General features: G+C 41.2%; 23 protein-coding genes and 1 tRNA gene. 7 read left to right on the forward strand and 17 right to left on the reverse strand.

Going from position 1 to position 21,237, the window contains the following annotated elements:
- Window positions 1–276 precede the first annotated feature (276 nt).
- Entirely contained in the window at window positions 277–609 is a 333-nt protein-coding gene (locus ACMXI2_RS16025; protein ID WP_483777105.1) for an ArsR/SmtB family transcription factor, read from the reverse strand.
- 167 nt (window positions 610–776) lie between these two features.
- Here ACMXI2_RS16025 and ACMXI2_RS16030 point away from each other — a divergent pair, with 167 nt between their 5' ends.
- Both ACMXI2_RS16030 and ACMXI2_RS16035 read left to right on the forward strand, forming a co-directional pair.
- Window positions 777–3,569 (forward strand): TonB-dependent receptor domain-containing protein, encoded by a 2,793-nt coding sequence (locus ACMXI2_RS16030; RefSeq protein WP_483777106.1) that lies wholly within the window; start codon window positions 777–779, stop codon window positions 3,567–3,569.
- Between the two features lie 43 nt (window positions 3,570–3,612).
- On the forward strand, window positions 3,613–5,019 hold the full coding sequence (locus ACMXI2_RS16035; protein ID WP_483777107.1) for a hypothetical protein: 1,407 nt from the start codon (window positions 3,613–3,615) through the stop codon (window positions 5,017–5,019).
- A gap of 70 nt (window positions 5,020–5,089) precedes the next feature.
- Here ACMXI2_RS16035 and ACMXI2_RS16040 read toward each other — a convergent pair whose 3' ends face one another.
- The 11 genes from ACMXI2_RS16040 to ACMXI2_RS16090 all read right to left on the reverse strand — a co-directional run bounded on the left by ACMXI2_RS16040 (window position 5,090) and on the right by ACMXI2_RS16090 (window position 12,132).
- The gene (locus ACMXI2_RS16040) at window positions 5,090–5,365 is read right to left on the reverse strand and encodes a hypothetical protein (RefSeq protein WP_483777108.1); all 276 of its coding nucleotides are present in this window, start codon (window positions 5,363–5,365) and stop codon (window positions 5,090–5,092) included.
- Window positions 5,366–5,512: 147 nt separating this feature from the next.
- Window positions 5,513–6,283 (reverse strand): metallophosphoesterase family protein, encoded by a 771-nt coding sequence (locus ACMXI2_RS16045; RefSeq protein WP_483777109.1) that lies wholly within the window; start codon window positions 6,281–6,283, stop codon window positions 5,513–5,515.
- Between the two features lie 56 nt (window positions 6,284–6,339).
- Window positions 6,340–7,113: a metallophosphoesterase family protein gene (locus ACMXI2_RS16050; RefSeq protein ID WP_483777110.1), complete on the reverse strand. Its 774-nt coding sequence runs from the start codon at window positions 7,111–7,113 to the stop codon at window positions 6,340–6,342.
- Window positions 7,114–7,146: 33 nt separating this feature from the next.
- Entirely contained in the window at window positions 7,147–7,560 is a 414-nt protein-coding gene (locus tag ACMXI2_RS16055) for an arsenate reductase ArsC (RefSeq protein ID WP_483777111.1), read from the reverse strand.
- Window positions 7,561–7,576: 16 nt separating this feature from the next.
- Window positions 7,577–8,104: a DUF6428 family protein gene (locus ACMXI2_RS16060; protein ID WP_483777112.1), complete on the reverse strand. Its 528-nt coding sequence runs from the start codon at window positions 8,102–8,104 to the stop codon at window positions 7,577–7,579.
- Window positions 8,105–8,130: 26 nt separating this feature from the next.
- Window positions 8,131–9,219 carry an ACR3 family arsenite efflux transporter gene (gene arsB, locus ACMXI2_RS16065; RefSeq protein WP_483777113.1) on the reverse strand — a complete coding sequence of 363 codons (1,089 nt, stop codon included), beginning with the start codon at window positions 9,217–9,219 and terminating at the stop codon, window positions 8,131–8,133.
- 23 nt (window positions 9,220–9,242) lie between these two features.
- Window positions 9,243–9,563, reverse strand: a complete 321-nt coding sequence (locus ACMXI2_RS16070) for an N-acetyltransferase family protein (protein ID WP_483777114.1) — start codon at window positions 9,561–9,563, stop codon at window positions 9,243–9,245.
- A gap of 24 nt (window positions 9,564–9,587) precedes the next feature.
- Window positions 9,588–10,427 (reverse strand): arsenite methyltransferase, encoded by an 840-nt coding sequence (locus tag ACMXI2_RS16075; RefSeq protein WP_483777115.1) that lies wholly within the window; start codon window positions 10,425–10,427, stop codon window positions 9,588–9,590.
- Window positions 10,428–10,480: 53 nt separating this feature from the next.
- Window positions 10,481–10,810 carry an ArsR/SmtB family transcription factor gene (locus tag ACMXI2_RS16080; protein WP_483777116.1) on the reverse strand — a complete coding sequence of 110 codons (330 nt, stop codon included), beginning with the start codon at window positions 10,808–10,810 and terminating at the stop codon, window positions 10,481–10,483.
- Between the two features lie 173 nt (window positions 10,811–10,983).
- Window positions 10,984–11,271 (reverse strand): hypothetical protein, encoded by a 288-nt coding sequence (locus tag ACMXI2_RS16085; protein WP_483777117.1) that lies wholly within the window; start codon window positions 11,269–11,271, stop codon window positions 10,984–10,986.
- 15 nt (window positions 11,272–11,286) lie between these two features.
- Complete coding sequence (locus tag ACMXI2_RS16090; protein WP_483777118.1) at window positions 11,287–12,132, reverse strand: universal stress protein; 846 nt, start codon at window positions 12,130–12,132, stop codon at window positions 11,287–11,289.
- A gap of 151 nt (window positions 12,133–12,283) precedes the next feature.
- On the opposite strand from ACMXI2_RS16090, the gene ACMXI2_RS16095 reads away from it, so the two are divergent.
- A complete protein-coding gene (locus ACMXI2_RS16095) occupies window positions 12,284–12,772 on the forward strand; it encodes a PDDEXK nuclease domain-containing protein (protein ID WP_483782400.1) in 489 nt (162 codons plus the stop codon).
- A gap of 94 nt (window positions 12,773–12,866) precedes the next feature.
- Window positions 12,867–13,919 (forward strand): IS481 family transposase, encoded by a 1,053-nt coding sequence (locus ACMXI2_RS16100; RefSeq protein WP_483777119.1) that lies wholly within the window; start codon window positions 12,867–12,869, stop codon window positions 13,917–13,919.
- Between the two features lie 149 nt (window positions 13,920–14,068).
- Here ACMXI2_RS16100 and ACMXI2_RS16105 read toward each other — a convergent pair whose 3' ends face one another.
- The 5 genes from ACMXI2_RS16105 to ACMXI2_RS16125 all read right to left on the reverse strand — a co-directional run bounded on the left by ACMXI2_RS16105 (window position 14,069) and on the right by ACMXI2_RS16125 (window position 18,819).
- The gene (locus tag ACMXI2_RS16105) at window positions 14,069–14,398 is read right to left on the reverse strand and encodes a YegP family protein (protein WP_483777120.1); all 330 of its coding nucleotides are present in this window, start codon (window positions 14,396–14,398) and stop codon (window positions 14,069–14,071) included.
- A gap of 64 nt (window positions 14,399–14,462) precedes the next feature.
- Window positions 14,463–15,224: a PIN domain-containing protein gene (locus ACMXI2_RS16110; RefSeq protein ID WP_483777121.1), complete on the reverse strand. Its 762-nt coding sequence runs from the start codon at window positions 15,222–15,224 to the stop codon at window positions 14,463–14,465.
- A 1,455-nt stretch (window positions 15,225–16,679) separates the two neighbouring features.
- Window positions 16,680–17,060: a hypothetical protein gene (locus tag ACMXI2_RS16115; protein WP_483777122.1), complete on the reverse strand. Its 381-nt coding sequence runs from the start codon at window positions 17,058–17,060 to the stop codon at window positions 16,680–16,682.
- A 187-nt stretch (window positions 17,061–17,247) separates the two neighbouring features.
- Entirely contained in the window at window positions 17,248–18,483 is a 1,236-nt protein-coding gene (locus ACMXI2_RS16120; RefSeq protein ID WP_483777123.1) for a tyrosine-type recombinase/integrase, read from the reverse strand.
- 260 nt (window positions 18,484–18,743) lie between these two features.
- Window positions 18,744–18,819 (reverse strand) — tRNA-Lys (locus ACMXI2_RS16125).
- Window positions 18,820–19,010: 191 nt separating this feature from the next.
- Between ACMXI2_RS16125 and ACMXI2_RS16130 the strand changes: the two genes are divergently transcribed.
- The 3 genes from ACMXI2_RS16130 to ACMXI2_RS16140 all read left to right on the forward strand — a co-directional run bounded on the left by ACMXI2_RS16130 (window position 19,011) and on the right by ACMXI2_RS16140 (window position 21,188).
- Window positions 19,011–19,823, forward strand: a complete 813-nt coding sequence (locus ACMXI2_RS16130; protein WP_483777124.1) for an SDR family oxidoreductase — start codon at window positions 19,011–19,013, stop codon at window positions 19,821–19,823.
- 247 nt (window positions 19,824–20,070) lie between these two features.
- The gene (locus ACMXI2_RS16135) at window positions 20,071–20,898 is read left to right on the forward strand and encodes an SAM hydrolase/SAM-dependent halogenase family protein (RefSeq protein ID WP_079472864.1); all 828 of its coding nucleotides are present in this window, start codon (window positions 20,071–20,073) and stop codon (window positions 20,896–20,898) included.
- The gene (locus ACMXI2_RS16140) at window positions 20,895–21,188 is read left to right on the forward strand and encodes a putative quinol monooxygenase (RefSeq protein WP_336387913.1); all 294 of its coding nucleotides are present in this window, start codon (window positions 20,895–20,897) and stop codon (window positions 21,186–21,188) included. The genes ACMXI2_RS16135 and ACMXI2_RS16140 overlap by 4 nt, the downstream gene beginning before the upstream one ends.
- Window positions 21,189–21,237 lie beyond the last annotated feature (49 nt).

The following is a 21,237-nucleotide window of genomic DNA, read 5'->3' on the forward strand; positions in this document are numbered from 1 at the left end:
TAGCTAAACAAAAAGGCCGGGCTTCCGGCCTTTTTGTTTATAATCTGTCTTCCCTGGTTGATATAGCGATGACAGAAGGCTTATCACACGAACTAATTTACAATTCCATCACAAACTACTGAAGAACGGTAAATATACCCCCGCGTGTTATACCGTAATTGCGGTTACCGCAGGTATAGCAGCAAACCTCTCAAAAAGCAAATGATTTATACATGTTAAAATATATAAATTTGGCTGGTAGGATAGAACCAATCCACTATAAATCAATTATTCAGGTCAACAACAATCTTTATTCAACCCTATTATCTCTACAAAGAACCCTGAAAAGTAACTCCGGTATTTTTGCCAGGCCTCCGGCTCTATACAATAATAAACGCTGGTTCCCTCTACAGTTCCCTGTATCAGTCCGGCATTTTTCAGTTCTTTCAGATGTTGGGAGATCGTTGGCTGTGCGAGTCCTAATTCTTCTACCAAATCTCCGCAGATACAAGTATTGGATTTTATGAGATACTGTAAAATGGCTATTCTGGCTGGATGGGCCAATGCTTTGGCCATTTGGGCGAAATCATTCTGTCTCTTATTAAATAATCCTGTCTTTGTTATTCCCATGTTTCCATTTACTTATTGCAATATTACAATACGGGGTCTGAAAGTCGAAATTTAGACAACAGAATTAACGAGGTTCTAATTCAGAGTTAATAATTCCTTAACATCATTCGCACATTACTATATTGCTATATTACGATCTTTGCTCGCAAATAAAACCAAATCCCGCGATGTATAAGAAACTACTTAGTGTAGCATTGCTTTTTCTTTTATCCCAGCTCGTATTCGCACAGAACGCAAAAATAACCGGGAGGGTCGTTGACGAAAAGAATAGTCCCGTAATCGGAGCATACGTACAGGTTCCGGCAAGTCCGTTGAAAACAGTAACGGATGTGGAAGGTCGTTTCAGCTTCAAAGTAACTGCCGGTAATAAATACAGCATCCAGGTATCAGCGATGAGTTACACGACCAAAACCATTAGTGATATCGAGGTAAAGTCAGATGGGCAGGAAGATTTGGTGATTATCCTGACACAGAATGTATCGAACCTGAAGGAAGTAAACATTACCACTACCTATAAAAAGGAATCCATCAATTCATTAATCGGTTTCCAGAAAAATACCAATGCCGTGGCACAGGTCATTTCTGCAGAAGCCATCCGTCGTTCGCCGGATAAGAACACCAGCGAGGTTTTAAAGCGAATTCCCGGTACCAGTGTACAGGAAGGTAAATACCTGGTGGTTAGAGGGTTGGCAGACCGGTATAATCAGGCCATGCTGAATGGTGTATTGCTGTCCAGCACCGAGCCGGATAGAAAAACCTTTTCATTTGATTTGTTCCCTTCCAACATGATTGATAACATTATTATCAATAACACTTTCATTCCTGAATATCCCGGAGAATGGGCTGGCGGGTTGGTACAAGTAAATACCAAAGACATTCCCAATAGAAAATTCCTGAATGTACAAATCGGCACCAACTTTAACACCAATACAGTCGGACAGGATTTCTACTCCTACCAGGGTGGTAAAACTGATTGGCTGGGATTTGACGATGGTACCCGGGCATTACCGAAGAATTTCCCAACAAAATCAGGCTTTGCAAGCTTAAGCGATCAGGATAAAATCAATTTCGGAAAACAAATAGCCGGCAACAACTTTTCCGTTTCAAATAATAACAATGCACTTGCTACATTGGGTCAATCTGTACAAATAAGCGGCGGTGTGCACACTACCCTGTTTAATAAAGATTTCGGCGGTGTGTTTGCCCTTAACTATAACCGCTCCGTACGCAGATTAGAGTATGAGAATAGTTTCTTTAACGTTAACGGCAAAATTGCTCAACCTAACTTCGATTACTCAAATAATAAATATAGCACAGAAATATTGGAAGGCGTACTGGCCAACTTCTCTTTAAAGTTAAATGCCAACAATAAAATATCTCTCAAAAATATTCTGAACGTCAATACAACAGACTATACCACCTTACGACAGGGTATAGATTACGACGCAGAACCACCGGTAGGGGATATTATCCGCGCACGGGAGTTAGGCTTTAAGGCGAATACCTTTTTTAACACTGTATTATCAGGAGAACACAACCTTCCCGTACAAAAGCTGAAATTCAACTGGTATGGTAGCTTTAATATACTGGATCAGTATATCCCTATGCAGCGTCGTATACAATACAATCAGTCTCAGGTTTCAAATGATAAACGTTATCTCGCCTTATTAACGAATACACTCTCCCAAAAAAGCGGTAGCATTTTCTATTCTACACTGTCTGACTATATCTACACAGCAAGTGGCGATGTGACCAAATCACTTGACCTGTGGTCACGTAAACAATCCATTAAAGGCGGGTATCTGTTGCAAATAAAGGATCGTTTGTATGATGCCAGGCCCCTCAATGTTCACTTGCCAAGCAATAATGTGGCAATCCGGGCCTTAGACGAGGATCATATTTTTGCTCCGGAAAACTTCGGTACCGATGATAACCAGTTACAATTTGAAGAAACAAGCGGAGATCAATATCGTTACCTCGCAAATACAATTATGAATGCCGGGTACATACAATTCGATAACTCATTTACGGATTGGCTGCGGGTAGTATGGGGAGTGAGATATGAAAACTTTGATCAACTGGTGGGAAGCACCCGTAAATCCGATCCCAGATTTAATCACACCCGTGTAGGTGATTTCCTTCCATCATTAAATATCACTTTTAAGTTGAATGAGAGAAACAACTTAAGGGTAGCCGGATCTAAAACACTGGTAAGACCTGAATTCAGAGAGCTGACCAATCTCGCATTTTATGACTTTGAATTAGGCGCTATTGTTACTGGTATCAAGACACTTCAAAGAACCAATATTACCAATTTTGATCTTCGTTATGAAATGTACCCAAGAGCCGGTGAAGTACTAACGATAGGAGCATTCTACAAGGATTTCCAGAAACCAATCGAACTAAGATTTAATCAATCCGGAGTTTCATCCGGAAGTTTCAACTACGTCAATGCCACTTCAGCAAAAAGCTTTGGTGTTGAGTTAGAGTTCAGGAAGAAACTGGATGTATTGGGCGAAGAACTTAAGAACTTCACATTTCAGGGAAATGCCTCTTATATCTATAACAGAGTACGATTTGATAATAAGCAACAAGACAGGCCCATGCAGGGACAATCTCCTTATCTGATCAACGCGGGATTATTATATGATAACGAGAAACTGGGATTGACCTCTACTATATTATTCAATGAAATTGGCCGCAGAATTTTATTTGTAGGCAATGAAGAAGTACCTGAAATATGGGAAGCGCCAAGACCGTTACTGGACCTACAGATTGCCAAGAAGATCTTAAAATCAAAGGGAGAACTTAAGCTGAACGTTTCGGATATCATCAATCAAAGAGCCAAATTCTATCATGATCTTGACGATAACAAGCGCTATTCCAAAGCCTCTGATGCTTTAGCAATAAGCCGTAACTATGGTACTAACGTCAGCATTATTTTCGGCTATAACTTTTAACAATCGCTTACGATTAACATAACGAACACTCACAAAAAACTATATGAAAAGATTATTTTTATTTGCAGCTATCATTGGTTTATTCACCGGTTCCTGTCGCAAAATTGAGATTGATGGCACAGGTACTGATGGTAGTAATAATAATAGTGGAGGCGATGAGGTTACGCTCCTGGAAGGTAAAATCACTAAAGATCGTACATTAAAAGCAGGTTCCACCTACACGCTGAGAGGCATTGTGTATGTAACCAGCGGCGCCAAATTAACAATTGAGGCCGGAACAATAATACATGGAGAAACCAAATCAAAGGGCGCTTTAGTAATTACAAGAGGATCTCAGATTATTGCAAACGGCGAAAAGGACAAGCCAATCGTTTTCACCTCTGATGCGGCAACTCCAAAGAGAGGTGACTGGGGAGGCATTGTAATTTGTGGTAATGCGCCTACTAATGCTGCCTTTAACGGCACACAGGGCGTGGGCCAGGTTGAAGGAGGGGTTAATAACGGTGAAGGACTGGGACTTTTCGGAGGAACAAATCCCGCCGATAACTCAGGTACACTGAAATATGTCCGTATTGAATATGCAGGATATGCCTATCTACCCGACAATGAATTGAATAGTTTAACACTTGCCGGCGTAGGTAATGCAACAACAATAGATTATGTAGAAATTTTCAAGGCAAACGATGACGCTATTGAATGTTTTGGAGGTACCGTCAACTTATCTCATACAGTATTCATCAGCACCCTTGATGACGATTTTGATACTGATAACGGATATAGCGGCAGAGTACAGTTCGGTATTGTAATGCGTGATTCAGCCATTGCAGATATCTCCAAATCCGAAAGCTGGGAAAGTGATAATGACGCAAATGGTACCGCTTTACTTCCACAAACAAAAGCAATATATAGTAACATCACGGCCATTGGCCCCCGCGCTACATCAACAAACGTGGGTAACAGCCTGTTTTTATGTGGCGCGCAAATCCGTCGTAACTCAAGCATCTCAATATTCAATTCCGTGATCATGGGTTATCCAACAGGCGTACTAATTGATGCGAGTAAAGGAGTTCCGACAGATAATAATATCAAAGCGGGTACTTTGGCTGTTCAGAATACACTGATTGCAGGTTGCGTAAAACCAACAGATTATGCGCTCAGTAGCACCCCTACCGGCTGGACAGCCGCCGATGTAACTGCCTGGTTCACGACTGCCACATATGGCAATACCATTTTGGCAACGAATGCCGAAGTTAAACTGGCCGCAGCATTCAACTATGTTACACCAGATTTCACCCCACTGGCAGGGTCTCCCCTATTAACGGGCGCTTCATTTACCAACCCAGCGCTTACGGGCTTCACCCCTGTTACCTACCGCGGAGCAGTTGGACCAGCGGGTACTCCTGATGCTGACTGGTGGAAGGGCTGGACTAAATTAAGTTTATCCTTATAACTTCCTATTGCAAACAATAAAAAAACCGGTATGACAAAATCATACCGGTTTTTTTTATGCCGTTAATTACTTATTTATTTTTTGCTGAATTCCGCATATATTGTTTCCGGAGCTTTATACGGGCCTGATTTTGAATATTGAAATATTCCTTCTGGATCTTCAGGATCTGATCCATGTATTGCTGATAGTTAAAATGCAGTATTTCCAGGCGCTTTCTATCTTCTTCCAGCTGATCCTTTATGTCTGTTTTGTTTATAATCTCACGATTTACCAGATCTGGTTCAACAGAAAGCGATTTCAGTTTATCACAAAAAGCATTGTGCATGGATGTTGTTATATGCCGCATATACTTACGGTTAAAATAGGTTGACAGACTAAGATATTGCTACATTGCAATATTACAATAAATGGAGGAATTATTCACTATCATGGTTCTTTTTTTTGAAGAAAAGACGACGATAAAAGTTTTCTTAAAACACATACAAATGTTCTTTTAGTATGCTTTTCGGAGCATATCCGCAAATTCGTTGGGTAGCGGGCTACTTTCTACTGCCTGTGCAGCTTTCTCAATATCATAATCAAATCTGACAAACTGCACCTGGATGCTATCCTTATCTAAAATACTGCTGTTATCATTAATATGCAAAAGCACATAACCTCCTTGCGGATTAGCATCTTTTGGCTTTCCAATGGAACCAGTGTTGATGGCATGAAGATACCGGGGCTGTTCATCTCCATTAACCGGCACGATCCGGTGATAAGGTTTATGGGAATGACCAAAACATAAAATGTCTGTATGAGCCTCCAAAAAGGTATTCAGCAAGGCAGCTTCTTCCATATCTTCCAGCAGGTATTCATCAATACTTCTCGGACTACCATGTACCAACAGCATAGTTAGAGGGGCATTATTTAGTTGGAAGGTTATACGCAGATGTGCTGGCAATGTTTGAAGATAAACCCGGTTGTCATTGTCTATGATATCATAAGCATAGCCTTTGCCACCTGTAGAGGCTTCTGCTGGTTGTTGCCCCTTCACTTTCGCATCATGATTCCCTGCGATGGTAGCAATTCCCCGTTGGCGGATCTCCCGGATTACTTCGTTAGGCCAGATGTTATATCCTACCAGGTCACCCAGGCAATAAATGGCATCCGGACGCTGCTTTGATACATCTTCAAAAAAAGACTGTAAGGCCGGTAAATTGGCGTGAATGTCACTTAATAATGCAATTTTCATTTGATAGATAGCAGTAAGAAAGTATTTCATGCGACCGACAAGATATCAGCTGCATGATTCTAAATAAATTATCAATAAGAAGAAGCTTAGATACCGGTTCTCAGACTTTCGGCGTAGGCATCAGGCAGGGGGCTGTCTTCCACCGCTTTCGCAGCCTTCTCCACATCATACTCAAAGCGGATGAACTCCACCTGAATACTGTCTTTTTCATGAATGCTGCTATTATCATTAATATGCAGCATTACATAGCCTCCACGCGGGTCACCGTCTTTAGGCTTACCTACTGAACCGATATTAATGGCATGCCTGTAGTGTGTATTTTCATCCGGCACGGAAGGCAATATCCGGTGATACGGTTTATGTGTATGCCCAAAGCACATGATATCAGCATCCGCATCTACCATAATCCTCATCATACTTTTCTCATCCCGGTCTTCAAATAAATACTCATTGATTTTACGCGGACTACCGTGTACCAATAGCAGATTCAGTTTATCATTGTTTAACTGAAATTCTACTTTAATATGAGCTGGCAGTGTACGGAGATATTTGCGCTCGTCTTCTGTTACAATCTGGTTAGTGTAAGAGATTGAGACGCTTCCGTTAGCTTTCTCACTGTCAGTTTTGTAAGCACAACCGCAATCATCGCTTGTTCTGCCAATACCAAAATCATAATTCCCTGCAATGGCAGGAATACCACGCTTCCTGATTTCGTTGATTACCTCGTTGGGCCATATGTTATAACCTACAAAGTCGCCCAGGCAGTAAATGGCATCGGGCTTTCTTTGATCCACATCCTTAAAGAATACTTCAAGGGCTGGTAAATTTGCATGAATATCGCTGAACAACGCTATTTTCATAAATAGAAATTTGAAGATTGGATAAGTTCTGTTTTATAAATATTGTTCAACAAAATTTTTCGTGTAATCTTTTATTGTCTGCCTCACGTTTCTGAAATCAGACATTACCTGTTCTTCAGTACCGGTGGCTTTTGCCGGATCAGGAAAATTTTCGTGTAGCATCCTGGCTGATGACGGGAAAAAGGGGCACCTTTCTTTTGCATTGTCACATACGGTGATTACATAGTCGAAATCAATATCCTGATATTCATTAATATTATTAGAAGTATGTTTTGAAATATCAATGCCATCTTCCGCCATTGTGGCTATGGCACGAGGGTTGACACCATGTGTTTCAACCCCTGCGCTATAAATTTCTGCTTTATCACCTGCAAAATATCTCAGGTAACCTTCTGCAATCTGACTGCGGCAGCTGTTGCCGGTGCAAAGCACTAATACTTTCTTCATGTGATTATTTTATAGATTAGCAGCAGCCGCTTCCTGGTGTACAGGACTGGCCGGCTTCCATTGCTACCGGTATTTCGAGTGTTTTAGCTTTCGGTGTTCCGCAGGTCATACCTCGCTCTGTTGCCTTACATTGGGTGGCATCTGGCTGCAGGTTAATGATCAGATTTTCACCTTCCAGCAGGAATTCGTTCGGATACATTTGGCGGGTATCAAATTCAGAATTACCGAATTCGATTTTCACGGTAGCCTTTGGGTTCAGATCCAGATTCTTTTCAACCAGCGCTACAATCTTCAAGGCCTTATTGACAGCCATTGCACGATCAGTCTGTTGTTCTTCCGGCTCCCATAACTGAACGATGATCTCAGTCCAGGCATTTACTTTACCCCCACAATCCACTGAAGTGATTGGCGCCTGTTTGATTTCAGTGATATGGTAAGAAGGATCTACAAGTTTATCTTCCGCATATTGAAACTGCAATATTTGTTCAGGGTGCTTTTCCAGCTGGTCTTTAAAAGCCTGCCAGGTCATTTTTGAATTACTCATTGTATAAAGATTTATGTTTTTTAAAACTATGCTTCTGCCGTCTTAGCCGGAGATTCAATACCACTGCTATACCAGCGTTTGCGGAGCCAGAAGGCAACATTGACCAGGGCAATCAGAGCTGGCACTTCTACCAGTGGGCCGATAACACCTACAAATGCTTGTCCGGAGTTAATACCAAATACGCCAATGGCTACTGCAATGGCAAGTTCAAAGTTATTGCCGGCAGCTGTAAACGCGATAGAAGCATTTTTGGAATAATCTGCTCCTGCTGCTTTGCCTAACGCGAAGCTCACCAGGAACATGATAGCAAAGTATACCATCAGTGGAACGGCTATTCTTACCACGTCCATCGGAATCTGTACAATCAGTTCACCTTTCAGGCTGAACATAACGATAATGGTAAACAACAAAGCGATCAGGGTAATGGGAGAAATAAATGGTATGAACTTCTCCTGAAACCATTCCTCGCCCTTTAATGCAATCAGGCTATAGCGACTGATTACGCCGGCTGCAAATGGGATACCGAGGTAGATACCTACACTTTTAGCAATTTCTCCGATAGACACCTCCACCGTTATGCCTTTCATGCCAAATACCGTTGGTAGCCAGGTGATGAATACATAAGCATATACGCTGTAAAGTAGTACCTGAAAAATGCTGTTGAGGGCTACCAGTCCTGCTGCGTATTCACGGCTACCGTCTGCCAGCTCATTCCAGACGATCACCATAGCAATACATCTGGCAAGACCGATAAGAATAAGACCTGTCATGTATTCCGGATACCCGTGCAGGAACAATACTGCCAAACCAAACATCAGGATTGGACCAATTACCCAGTTTAGCAACAGGGATAACGATAATACCTTCGTATTGCGGAAAACCTCTCCCATCTTGTCATACTTCACTTTCGCCAATGGAGGATACATCATCAGAATTAAGCCAATTGCCAGCGGAATATTAGTGGTTCCCGAAGAAAAGGAATTAATAAACCCTGATGACGATGGGAAGAAATAGCCAATGCTGACACCGATAGCCATTGCCAGGAAGATCCATAATGTAAGATACCTGTCTAAAAAGCCCAGTTTTTTGCGTTGCGCCGGATTACAATTTTGCATATCAATAGAAATAAGTTCGTTATTTAAATACCTACTTTGGTGCTTCTTCTGTCCAGCAGCAAGGTATCGCGCCACCAGTCACCCATTTTTTCAATACTTTCTCTTCTGCCTGTCTGTCTGAAACCGTTTGCTTCATGAATCTTTACACTGCCTGTGTTTTCAGGGAATATACCGGCTTGATCATTTTCTACAGCAACTAAACGGCAGGTAGAAAAGTGTGATTTATTCCAGTCTTCCCACGAAGGGGCTGTTGTTTGAAAAGTAGCGTTCCCGGTAGAAATACCTTCCTGATATATCTGAAGAATGCTTTCAGCATGGTCCTCCGTCATTGGGTAAATAATCATGGATATGCTTTTGTTTATTGACGATTAGCAGCATCCCGGAGGACAGCAAGTTGCTTCAGCTGGTTTTTCTGCATAAACAGTAATGCTATATATGCCTGTATTACTTTGCCTGAAAGCTGAAATTTCATCAGCGGATAGATATTGAGAAAGAATGTCATCCGGTATTTGAATGGTCTTCGTTTTTTGGATCGTAATATTCCTGAACCCGTTATTTGAAATCAACCCGAGATAGACATCTTTTTGGATAGCACCAGATACACAACCAGCATACATTTCAGCTGCTTCCCTGATTTTATCGGGCAAAATGCCTTCCAGAACGATATCTGAAATACTAAAATGACCACCAGGCTTCAATACCCGGAAGATCTCCTTAATTACGTTATTCTTATTTGGAACGAGGTTTAATACACAATTACTTACCACTACATCAGCTACAGCTGCGGTAACCGGCATTTTTTCGATATCGCCCTGGCGGAACTCCACGTTATTGAAGTGCAGCTTCTCTGCATTTGTGCGGGCTTTATCAATCATGGCAGGTGTAAAATCAATACCGATCACTTTTCCTTCGTCACCGGTTTCCTGTCTTGCTACAAAGCAATCATTACCCGCGCCTGAACCAAGATCTATTACTGTATCACCTTTCTTTATTTTTGCGAACTGAGTAGGAAGGCCGCATCCGAGCCCCAGATCAGCATCCGGGTTATAACCTTCAAGGGTAGTATAGTCATCACTCATGATATTATATACTTCAGTAGAACAACAACCAGAGCCACAGCAAGAAGATTCATTGGTGGCTTTGTCCTGTAAAGCGATCTCGCTGTACTTCTGTCTTACTATTTCCTTCATTTGTTCATCAGTAGTCATAATAAAAAGTTATTGTATAATTGCAATATTACGATATATGATAGCAAATTTTTTTAGCAGCAAGATTTTGTCTCCGCTGCTTCTTTGAAGAATGCTCCCAGTATGTTGTGGTATTGGTTCCAAACTTTTGGATTGATACAGTAGCAAACACTGGCTCCTTCGATAGTTCCCTGAATCAGGCCAGCTGTTTTCAGCTCCTTCAGGTGCTGGGAAGTTGTAGCCTGCGCCAGGCCAAGCTCGTCCACAAGGTCACCACAAACACAGGCGTTCTTTTTAACGAGGTACTGCAAAATAGCTATCCGGGCAGGATGTGCCAGCGCTTTAGCCATGTTGGCTATGTCATTTTGCTGTTTAGTAAATAAATCTGATTTCGTAGCTCCCATAAATATTATATCTTTAGCACATCGCAATATTACGATAACTTTCCAATTTTGCAAAGAAAATTTTCTTTCTTAATATAAAATTTACATGATGAGCGAAATTGACAACGTGCAGGTTGGTATGGATAGGTTTTACTAAAGTCATTTGCGTGGTGGTAGCCCCCATTCTCTTACAATCAATACATAAAACCTGGTACAAGTTGGGGGAGTATAGCAAAAATATAAATACCGGAAAGTATAGCAAATAGGATTCCCATCAACAGGGGATAAAAGATAAGATTCCCTTTCTGTTTGCTGGTAAGGCCATGTGACAAGAACCCATGGATACTTGCTACTAGTAATGCATAAATCAAAGTCACTACCCATACAAGTATCTTTACATCCAGAACTTCAGGATTAAATATGAAGTAAAGGATAAATGCAAGTGAAAAGACACCCAATATTGTATATACTCTCTTTGCCATACGGTTGAATTTTGATTACAATTCTACATTTGAATTTAAAGTGTTGAATACCAGTAAAGGAACATTTAAATGAGCCACAAACCGCTTAACCATGTCCGCATGAAACAATTGGTCGATAAGTTCAATCTTCTCTTTTTCGTACATCACCAGCAAATCCACTTCATATTGCTGAAGGTATTCTGCAATAGCCTCGCCTGCATTTTCTGAAACCCGGCTTTCATATCTTAAAAGCGCGTACTTATTTAGGTCTTCTTTCAGGGAGCTGATTCCTGTTTTATCGTTTGCCACTGTAGAAAATATATGAAGGACGGTAATGGACGCCATCATCTTCGATGCAAATTCTGAAAGCCTTTTCAATAGATTGCTGTCATGGCAATCAAAGTCCGATGCGTATACAATTTTTCTTATTTCACCAAAAACGAAATGCTCTGGTATGACAAGTACAGGGCTGGTAGATTTTTCAATCAATTTTCTTGTAGTACTTCCCATAATTACTTCTCTTAGCCTGCTTTTTCCCTTCGCGCCAACTACTACCAGGCTGGCATCATTTTCCTTAATGAAAGCGAGTGCTCCGTCAACTGTTGAATTGTTGATTACCGAAGAGAAATTGACAGTTGACAAGGTTGAAATCATTCCAAGTTCTGTATCGCAATAGTCTTTCAAATGATCAATTGTGGAGGCCTTCTTCTGATCATCCATTTCTTCAAATGTAAATGCGTGCGGGGTATTTAACATGGTTGGTGTTTCCGCAATGTTAACAACCCACAAAGGCACGCTTAGCTTCTGCGATAGATAATAGGCATATCGTAGTGCTTTACGTGCATTATCAGAAAAATCTGTTAGATGAAGAATCTGTTTCATCGTATAACTTTATACGAAGGTACAAGGGCCTTAATCTCTATGCCATGATCAACGTCAACTAAAGTAATGATTCACATCACAATGAAGGCAGGTGTTAACTGTTGGATTTATAATATATATAAATGAAAGACAACTATTCTCGCTCATGTAAATTGGGGGATGTTCGCGGAGAAATCTATATACAATCCGGCAATGGTACCTCTTCTTTTCACAAGATTTTGAATTTGTGCCACAACCTGTGGCACAATTACCCTGGTCTTATCAACGACTCCTGATTTCAAAAATAAAAGAACTCAAAATAGCCATCCAGTATGCCAAAGCGACGCACAAAAATGGCTGGTCAAGGACACAACTTGAAATTAATATTAAAAGTAACTATCATTTAGGACAAGGAAAAGCGGATTACAACTTTGAATCGATCCTACCCAAACCGCAATCTGATCTGGCAGCTGAAAGCATTAAAGATCCCTATCATTTTGATTTCCCCGGATTAGAAGAAAATGCCCAGGAACGAGAAATTGAACTGACCCTAACAAAGAAAATCACACATTTCATGCTGGAACTTGGGAAGGGTTTTGCCTTTGTCGGTCGTCAATATAAATTACAACTAAATAACCCCAAACGCGAATTCGCAACCTAATATGTAATATGAAATAGTCACGACTTAATCTGACAGTAAGGGATTAACTTTAAGTAACCACACTTATTAATTAATCCCCCTAAAACTGTCAGAAATGAAAAGTAATGACAAGTTAATTAAAACCAAATTAGGATTACTCAAATTAGCAGAAAATTTGGGTAACGTATCCCAAGCTTGCAAAGTAATGGGTTATAGCCGGGATAGCTTTTACAGGATTAAGGAATTATACGATACTGGAGGAGAAACAGCCCTACAGGAGATTAGCAGATCCAAGCCGATATTGAAGAATCGGGTTGAGCCTATAGTTGAAGATGCTGTAGTTAAGCTCGCTTTCGAGTACCCTGCCTTTGGTCAACAACGGGTAAGTAATGAATTAAGAAAGCAGGGAATTTTTATCTCCGCCGGAGGCGTACGGAGTGTGTGGCAAAGACATGATTTAGAGATATTTGAAAAAAGACTACATTCTCTGGAAGTCAAAGTAGCTCAGGATGGAGTAATTCTTACTGAAGCTCAGATGATGGCCATTGAGCGCAAGAAAGAGAAACGGGAAGCCTTTGGCGAAATTGAAACAGAACATCCAGGTTACCTTGGAGCACAGGACACTTACTATGTCGGTAACATCAAAGGAGTTGGAAGAATCTACCAGCAAGCCTTTATTGATACCTACTCCCGGATTGCTTTTGCCAAGGTTTATGATCGTAAAAACGCTATTACTGCTGCGGATCTACTTAATGATCGGGTTCTCCCATTTTTTGAGGAACAGCAAGTACCAATGATGCGTATTTTAACGGATAGGGGATCCGAGTATAAAGGGAAGTACGAACATCATGAATATGAACTGTATTTAACTATTGAGGGCATAGAACACACTAAAACCCAAGTTCGAAGCCCTCAGTCCAATGGCATATGCGAAAGGCTTAATCGGACTATTAAAGAGGAATTTTACGTAGTAGCCTTCCGTAAACGTCTTTATACAACATTAGAAGAACTACAAGCTGATCTGGATGAATGGCTTGAATATTACAATAATCAAAGACCTCACAGCGGAAAATATTGTTATGGAAAAACTCCCATGGAGACTTTTCTTGCAAGTAAACACCTGGCTAGAGAGAAACAAATAAATGAGTTAACTTTAGCTACTACTTAACCAACAAAAAATCCCTGTACTGTCAGATCAAGTAGTAGCTATTACATGTAATAGACAAAAAACAAAAACCCGCGCAGCGCGCAGGTTTAAAATTTTCATTGTGATCAATCTTCTTAGGACAACATGCTGAATCAACTCGTAGCAAATCGTTATGCCTCAGATTCAACAGGCGCATTTGGCGCATTGGCTTTAACAGAATTAATTCCATTATCCCGTGCACTTTCAGTTGTATACATCTCACTAGTTCCAATAACTTGTCCATTGCCTGCTTTGAGATTGAAATAAAACGACCCCCTAAGTGAGGCTAGCTTATCATATCGTGAATCATTTACGGCATTTGTCTTAACAGATGCAATGCCATTATCGCAAGCAGCTCTATTGCTATACATTTCACTAGAAAGAATAATCATGCCATTATCCGCTTTTAAATTGAAATAATATTGATTATTCTGGCTTCTCTTAATTACAAATTTCCCCATGTGATAATCCTATACGGATGATGTTTATTTTTCAAAATTCCAAGATAAATTGCGAAAACTAATGCTATTCGCCTTCCGATTTATCCTTCCTTTTCCAATATTCAGCAAAACCTGAATCTTTAATCGTCTTTATTAACTCTTCTTCCGCGTCTACAAGCGCTTTTGACAGATGGACCCCGATCTGTTCGAAAGCATCTGTAATTTTGGTGGTCTTACTATAAATCAATCGACCGGTTCCTCTATGAAAATCCTTACGTAGAAAACTGAAGTTATCGTTGTATGTATTATCTCTTCCAACAAGAATGATATCTTCATTTAAATTGCTTAAGATAATTTCCCAATTGATCTCATCTCCTATTGAATATTTGTCACTACTTGGAGGATTACCAATTAGTTTCCTTTTTTGAGCCTTGGCTATTATTTCATCAGTTGTATACAGCAATCTATCATTCTTAACCGCTTCATCAGTCAGTTGTTTAAAGGCTGTAGCAACTTTGTCCTTTGAAGGGTCTACTAAGATCTCACGAATGTATGCTGTAATTTCATTTCGCTTAGTTTTGTACTCATTCTGAATAGCGATTAACTCTTTAAACCCTGGATAGTCCTGCAAAAATGAAGAAGAAAAATTTTCGAGCTGAGACTCCTTATCGAAATTTTTTTGAACGTCTCTGATTACCTTTTCTCTTCCGCGCTCAAATTCCTGAATTATCTGGTCGGTAAGAATAATATGTTCACTTTTCTCCAGAATTTCAGTCAATAAATTTAGCCCCTCATTAGTAGAGCGATAAAAATCAAAATATATATTAGTATCAATCAGTATTTTCATTCTTCAAGCAAGACAATAAAAACCAGTACCAAATATAGCAAATAAATCAATATAAATAGACCTAAGTAATATACCACAATGATTATAATACCATCCTTCCATCTGAGGAAGGCAGCTCACCTTATCGCTAGGCGATGCAAACTATTTGCATCTCCTCTTGATTATATACTTTCTATGGTCCTAGTTCCAACAACTACAATAAAAAACTAAAACCGAGATTAACGCAAATTTCTAAAACTAAATATTGTATTTTAGTATAGACAAGTCAACCCGAATAAAACTAAGTAAACACGAACGGCGAATCCGCACTTTGATAGACTAACAAATAGACCAAAACAAAAAAGCCCGCGACCAGCGCGAGCTTTGTAATCTTCCAGTGATCCCCTTGGGAGTAGCACGTATCTTCGTAATGTCTTGTAGTATCTGTGTTTGATAGTGGTGAGCGTTTATTGCTAACCGTTATGCTAACCTGATTACGTGTAACCGTTATAGTCAGGAGTAATGATAGGCAAATATAAGTAACATTAGTTCAATAATACAAAACTAGATTAAGTTTAATTGCCCGTATATCAGTCTCCGAACTTAACAAAATTAAGGACCATTAAAGGCACCCAAATAAGCAACAAAATTATTACTGGCACCAAACCACTCCTCTTCTTATAGGTGTCGGTCCCTTTTAAAAGTATATTCCAAACAGGGAATGCGAACAAAATAGCCCCCAAAACCAATGGCAAGAAAAATGTCAACGTTGATGGGCCATAATACACCATCAATCCTACGTGTCCCATTTCAAAAAGCAAAAGTGCTATAACAAGCCAGATAATGTTTATTAATCTCCCTACGCTTATTAAGTTGATTGACATCAAAATAACCCCGCCAATAGGTGTTAAACAAAACGAATAAATTAAAATTAAGATTCTGGAATAAAGAGCAGGTGTTGCTTCGTCAATATCGTTAAGATGATCCATAATGAATTGTACAAATAAAATAATGAGTTCTATCTCGCATTATAAGTTTCAAATATATAAAAACAAACTGACTATATCTTAAAAACTACGTATTGCCAGCTATGTTTTGGTAATACCAAAACACCTAAACCTATCATGCTCCCGCATTCATAAAAACCGATTTTGAGCCAACACAATACGGCTTTTTTCTTTTCACCGGCAATCCGATCTCCCTTTTAATCTCCGCTGCATTTCCTTTTATGACCAACGGGAACAAAAGGCGAGCAGTTTTTGCGAAGCAAAAACACCGCTCGCTAACGGAGCGAAGATCCGTTCAGCGTCCGCTACCAGATGGCGAAGCCGGCTGGTTTATCTCCGCATACCGGCAGCGAAGCTACCTGTATTATATCCCAGAACAGGCGGCCTCGCCGCCTGTTCCATCTTCGCAAACGGAGTACGTTCATCGTTACCTCCAGTTCGTATTACTCGATAAGACCGCATTCATCCTTTAAAATATAAAGTACATATTTTTCTTAGTGGCAAGAGAAATATCCAACAGCCTTAATAGCCCTTGAAGAATTTCCATTTCTCTACCATTCCCAATTGTATCTGCATAATTTGTCAATCTTACCAAAATATTGAGTTTAACTTCAGATGAAAGTATCCAATCATCTTCTCCCTCTCCGAGCATTCCGTCGTTTTCTTCATTTATTATATCCAATATCTGACTCTTATATTGAAGAAGATAAACATCGTCCAAATTCAAAAACAAGGCATTAGGACTAGAGCTTTTTAGATTTTGAGTACACCAATCAATAACATCACTATGCTCCATTTCGTCTTCGTCTATATGCTCAGCGGGGACAAAAACAGGATAAGTTCTTTCCATAACTATAAAGGATATTTTGAATACTAACTTATTGTTTTTTTTCTGCCGGTGAAAAAAAAAGCAGATATCCCACAAAAAAACAAGTGCCTTACGAACAGATGTTTTTTCCGATGCGGCCCAATAGAGAACCACACCGTTGCAAAAAACATCTATTCATAAGGCACCAGCCCGCGGCAGCGATACCAGGCTAACCGATCTGCTGTAATCCTACTCCGGGAGCTGCCAACCGATCCCGCAAAGCCCGCATATTATTACTCACCTTCTGCTGCGTGATCTTTGCATAAATCTGTGTTGTACGGATACATTTATGTCCTAACATCTGGCTCACCGTTTCAATCGGGACATCATTTTCAAGCGTCACCGTGGTAGCAAAAGTATGTCGCGCAGTATGTGTTGTTAAATGCTTTTTCATGCCGCATAAGACAGCTATTTCTTGCAGGTAGGTATTATACCGCTGATTACTATTAACCGGCAACAAACGGCGATACAATAGGCAATACGGGGATTCTTTGTACCGGTCTATTATCTCTAACGGAATTGGCAAAAGCGGCACCCGCTCCGCTGTGTTGGTTTTCATCCGGTCCTTCATAATCCATCGTTCGCCGTCAATGCCAATAACGAGATTGTCGGGGGTAAGATGTAGTACATCTGTGTAAGCATAGCCCGTAAAACAGCAGAACAAATAAATATCTCTCACTTCTGCCAATCGTGGAATCAGCTCCTTTTTATACAAGGACGTGATTTCATCCATTGTAAGCCGTTCCCGCTGCGGTTCTTCATAGCTACATTTAAAACCGCTTAATGGGCTAACGACCAACCAACCTTGATCTACGGCCAATTTCAGCATCTGTTTTAAAATCTTCACATACTTCATAGCGGTGTTGGCTCCTATCCCCTGCGTGATGGTGAGGAAGTGTTCAAAATCCGGGGCAAAAGAAAAACGGATTTCAGAAAGCGGCTTATCTGAAACATGAAAATGAGCTTTCAGGAAGGCTACGATCTTCTCTTTCGTGATCTCAAAGCGTTTCAGGGTGCGCCCAGACTTCATTCCGGCTTTTACTTTCTCTGCAAACCGGCGGTTATGGAAGTCTATCACTTCGCATAATGTCCGCGAGTGTTCCGCAATTCCAGCGAAAGAATTTTTAATAGCAGCAGCGGTTACCAGCCCACCGGACGTAACTAAATGGCTGTAATGCTTGTGTAAATTGGCTTTCAGGGTCACCAATTGCCGGTTAATCGCCTGCGCTTCCTCGGAATTTCCTTTGACTGATTGGGTAGCAGCGTTCCATAAAGAAGGGGTTACATACTGATAGGTGGAAAGTTCTGCACGTTTGCCGTCTACGCTGAGACGTAGATAAATAGCGGGCTTTTTGTTTTTAGAGCGGCTTTTATTAAGCCAGAAAAGAACAGAAAAACTGGTCATACAACACTTGTTTTAAGTTAACCAAAATTGTTTCAACTTCACTTATCCTGACATCACTTAACATTGGTCAAACGCAACACGGTGCAGCATTTTGGGTCTGTGACGGTTTGCACAATTTAATAATTCTATTGCTAACCGCAACGCTCACTTTTCTACCCTTACTTATCTTTTCACAACTTTACCACTAAAAGCAAAAAAACCTTGTAGAATCAGCTTCTACAAGGTTTTAATTACGTGAGAGTATCTAGTTTTACTCCTGATGGTGATCCCCTTGGGACTCGAACCCAAGACCCATACATTAAAAGTGTATTGCTCTACCAACTGAGCTAGGAGATCCTTTGCTGTTAAGCGGTTGCAAAAATAGGAATATTTTTATTTCCGCCAAACTTTTATTCAAAAATATTCCCAAACATACTACTACAGAGTATTATAACACCACACACCCAAAAATAGTTCATTACATTTCTGTAAATGCCTTGTAATAAATTGATGTTACTCACCTATTTTTGTGGGGCTAAATTATACCCATGAAAATGTACTTTCAGAATAAAACGGTTGTCATCACCGGCGGATCGTCAGGAATTGGTAAAGCCCTTGTAACAGAATTGCTGGCACATGGCGCTAATGTGGCTGTTTGTGGCAGAAAGCAGGCTGCCCTCAGTGACCTGCAAAAGGAAGTCAATAGCACCCGGCTGTTTACTTTCGTTGCGGATGTTAGTGTAGAGGCCGAATGTAAAGCCTTTATTGAAAGTACCATCAGTAAATTCGGAAAAATAGATATCCTTATTAATAACGCAGGCATTTCCATGCGCGCCCTGTTCCGCGACCTGGATGTAAGCGTATTGAAATCGCTGATGGATATCAATTTCTGGGGAACCGTATACTGTACCAAATTTGCATATCCTTCTATTCAGGCAAACAAAGGAACCATTGTAGGGGTATCTTCCATCGCCGGGTACAGGGGCTTACCGGCGCGTACCGGCTACTCTGCCTCCAAGTTTGCCATGCAGGGTTTCCTGGAAGCGCTGCGCACCGAAAATTTACATACAGGCGTTAACGTGATGTGGGTATGTCCCGGATTCACGGCGTCGAATATACGTAATACCGCTCTCAATCCTCAGGGACAGGCACAGAGCGAAACTCCGCTGGATGAAGGTAAGCTGATGAGCGCAGAAGCAGTGGCAGCAGCTATTGCCACCGCCATCGCCAAACGAAAACGTACGCTGGTACTCACCGGGCAGGGCAAGCTCACCGTGCTGTTAAGTAAACTCCTCCCCGGCTTCCTGGACAAAATGGTTTACAATCACTTTAAAAAAGAACCCGGTTCTCCTCTTCAGTAAGTAACCAATCTTTTCACTGTAGCCGTTAACGTTAGTGCAAAAAATTCCGCTTAAAATACGATCGCCTCGGCTTTTTTGTCTTTATTTGCACTAAGTTTATTTCACTTAACCCCCAATGGCATCTTTTTTGGAAGGAAAGCGCACTTTTAATTTGCCATTCCGGATAAATGAAAAACGGATAGACGAGTGAGGACGGGAATTGATTCGTGGGTTTTGAACACTGGGATTTGGATTTAGATTTTCGGGCATGTCCATTATAACTTTAACATCAGACATAGGAATGCAGGATTACCTGGTAGGTGCCATTAAAGGGCAGCTCTGGCAATACTGCCCGGAATGTCATGTTACGGACGTCACACACCATATCAGCCCCTTTAATTTACCACAGGCTACTTATATCTGCAAAAGCGCCTTTGCCTATTTCCCGCTGGGAACCTTCCACTTTGTACTGATCAATTTATTCGACAAACGACCGGATCACGTACTGGTGGCTGAACACAACGGACAATACATCGGCTGCGCAGACAATGGCCTGCTCACCATGATTGCCGGAGGTATGCCGGAGAAGGTCATTAAACTGCCCCTCCCGCCGGATGCGCCCAGGAACACATTTACCATCATCCAGCTGATGGCCTCCGCCGCCCGGGAACTAAGCCGCGGCAAAGCCCTCGGCGAACTGGGCCCGCTCACCCAGCAGATCCACGTAAAACACAACCTGCAGCCACTTGTAGGCGACGACTTCATAGAAGGACAGATCATTCATATCGACAGCTTCGAAAACGTAGTGGTGAATATTACCCGGCAACAATTCGATATGCAATGCAAAAACCGGAAATTCCGCATCTTCTTCCGCCGCGATGAAGTCATCAGCCAGATCAGCGAAACCTATGCAGACGTTCCTGAAGGCACCAAACTCGCCCTCTTCAACGCTGCCGGCTACCTGGAAATAGCCATCAATAAAGGAAATGCAGCCGGCCTGTTCGGCCTGCAGGGCTTCCGCCGCGACCAGCTCACACAGCCTGCCGGATACCAGCAACTGTCATACTACCAAACTGTCAGAATAATTTTTCAATGATTAACCGTATCGTCAAAATGGAATTTGACCCGGAAAAAGTAAACACCTTCCGGGAACTCTTTGCCAAACAACAGGAACTCATCCGGAACTTCCCCGGATGCCTCCACCTGGAACTATGGGAACATGCCGCTTCCGGAAACACCTGGTTCACCTTCAGCCAGTGGGAATCTGAAACCGCACTCGAAAAGTACCGCCAGTCCCCCCTCTTCCGGGAAACATGGGCGGCCACCAAAGCGCTTTTCAATGCGAAACCCGCCGCATGGACCGTCCAAACTGCCGTGAGCCTGTAACCTTCAGCGCTTAATCATTGAATTATAATGCCTTTTTAATCTCCCGGAA

The sequence above is a fragment of the Chitinophaga sp. G7 BAM 1005 genome (assembly GCF_057126945.1).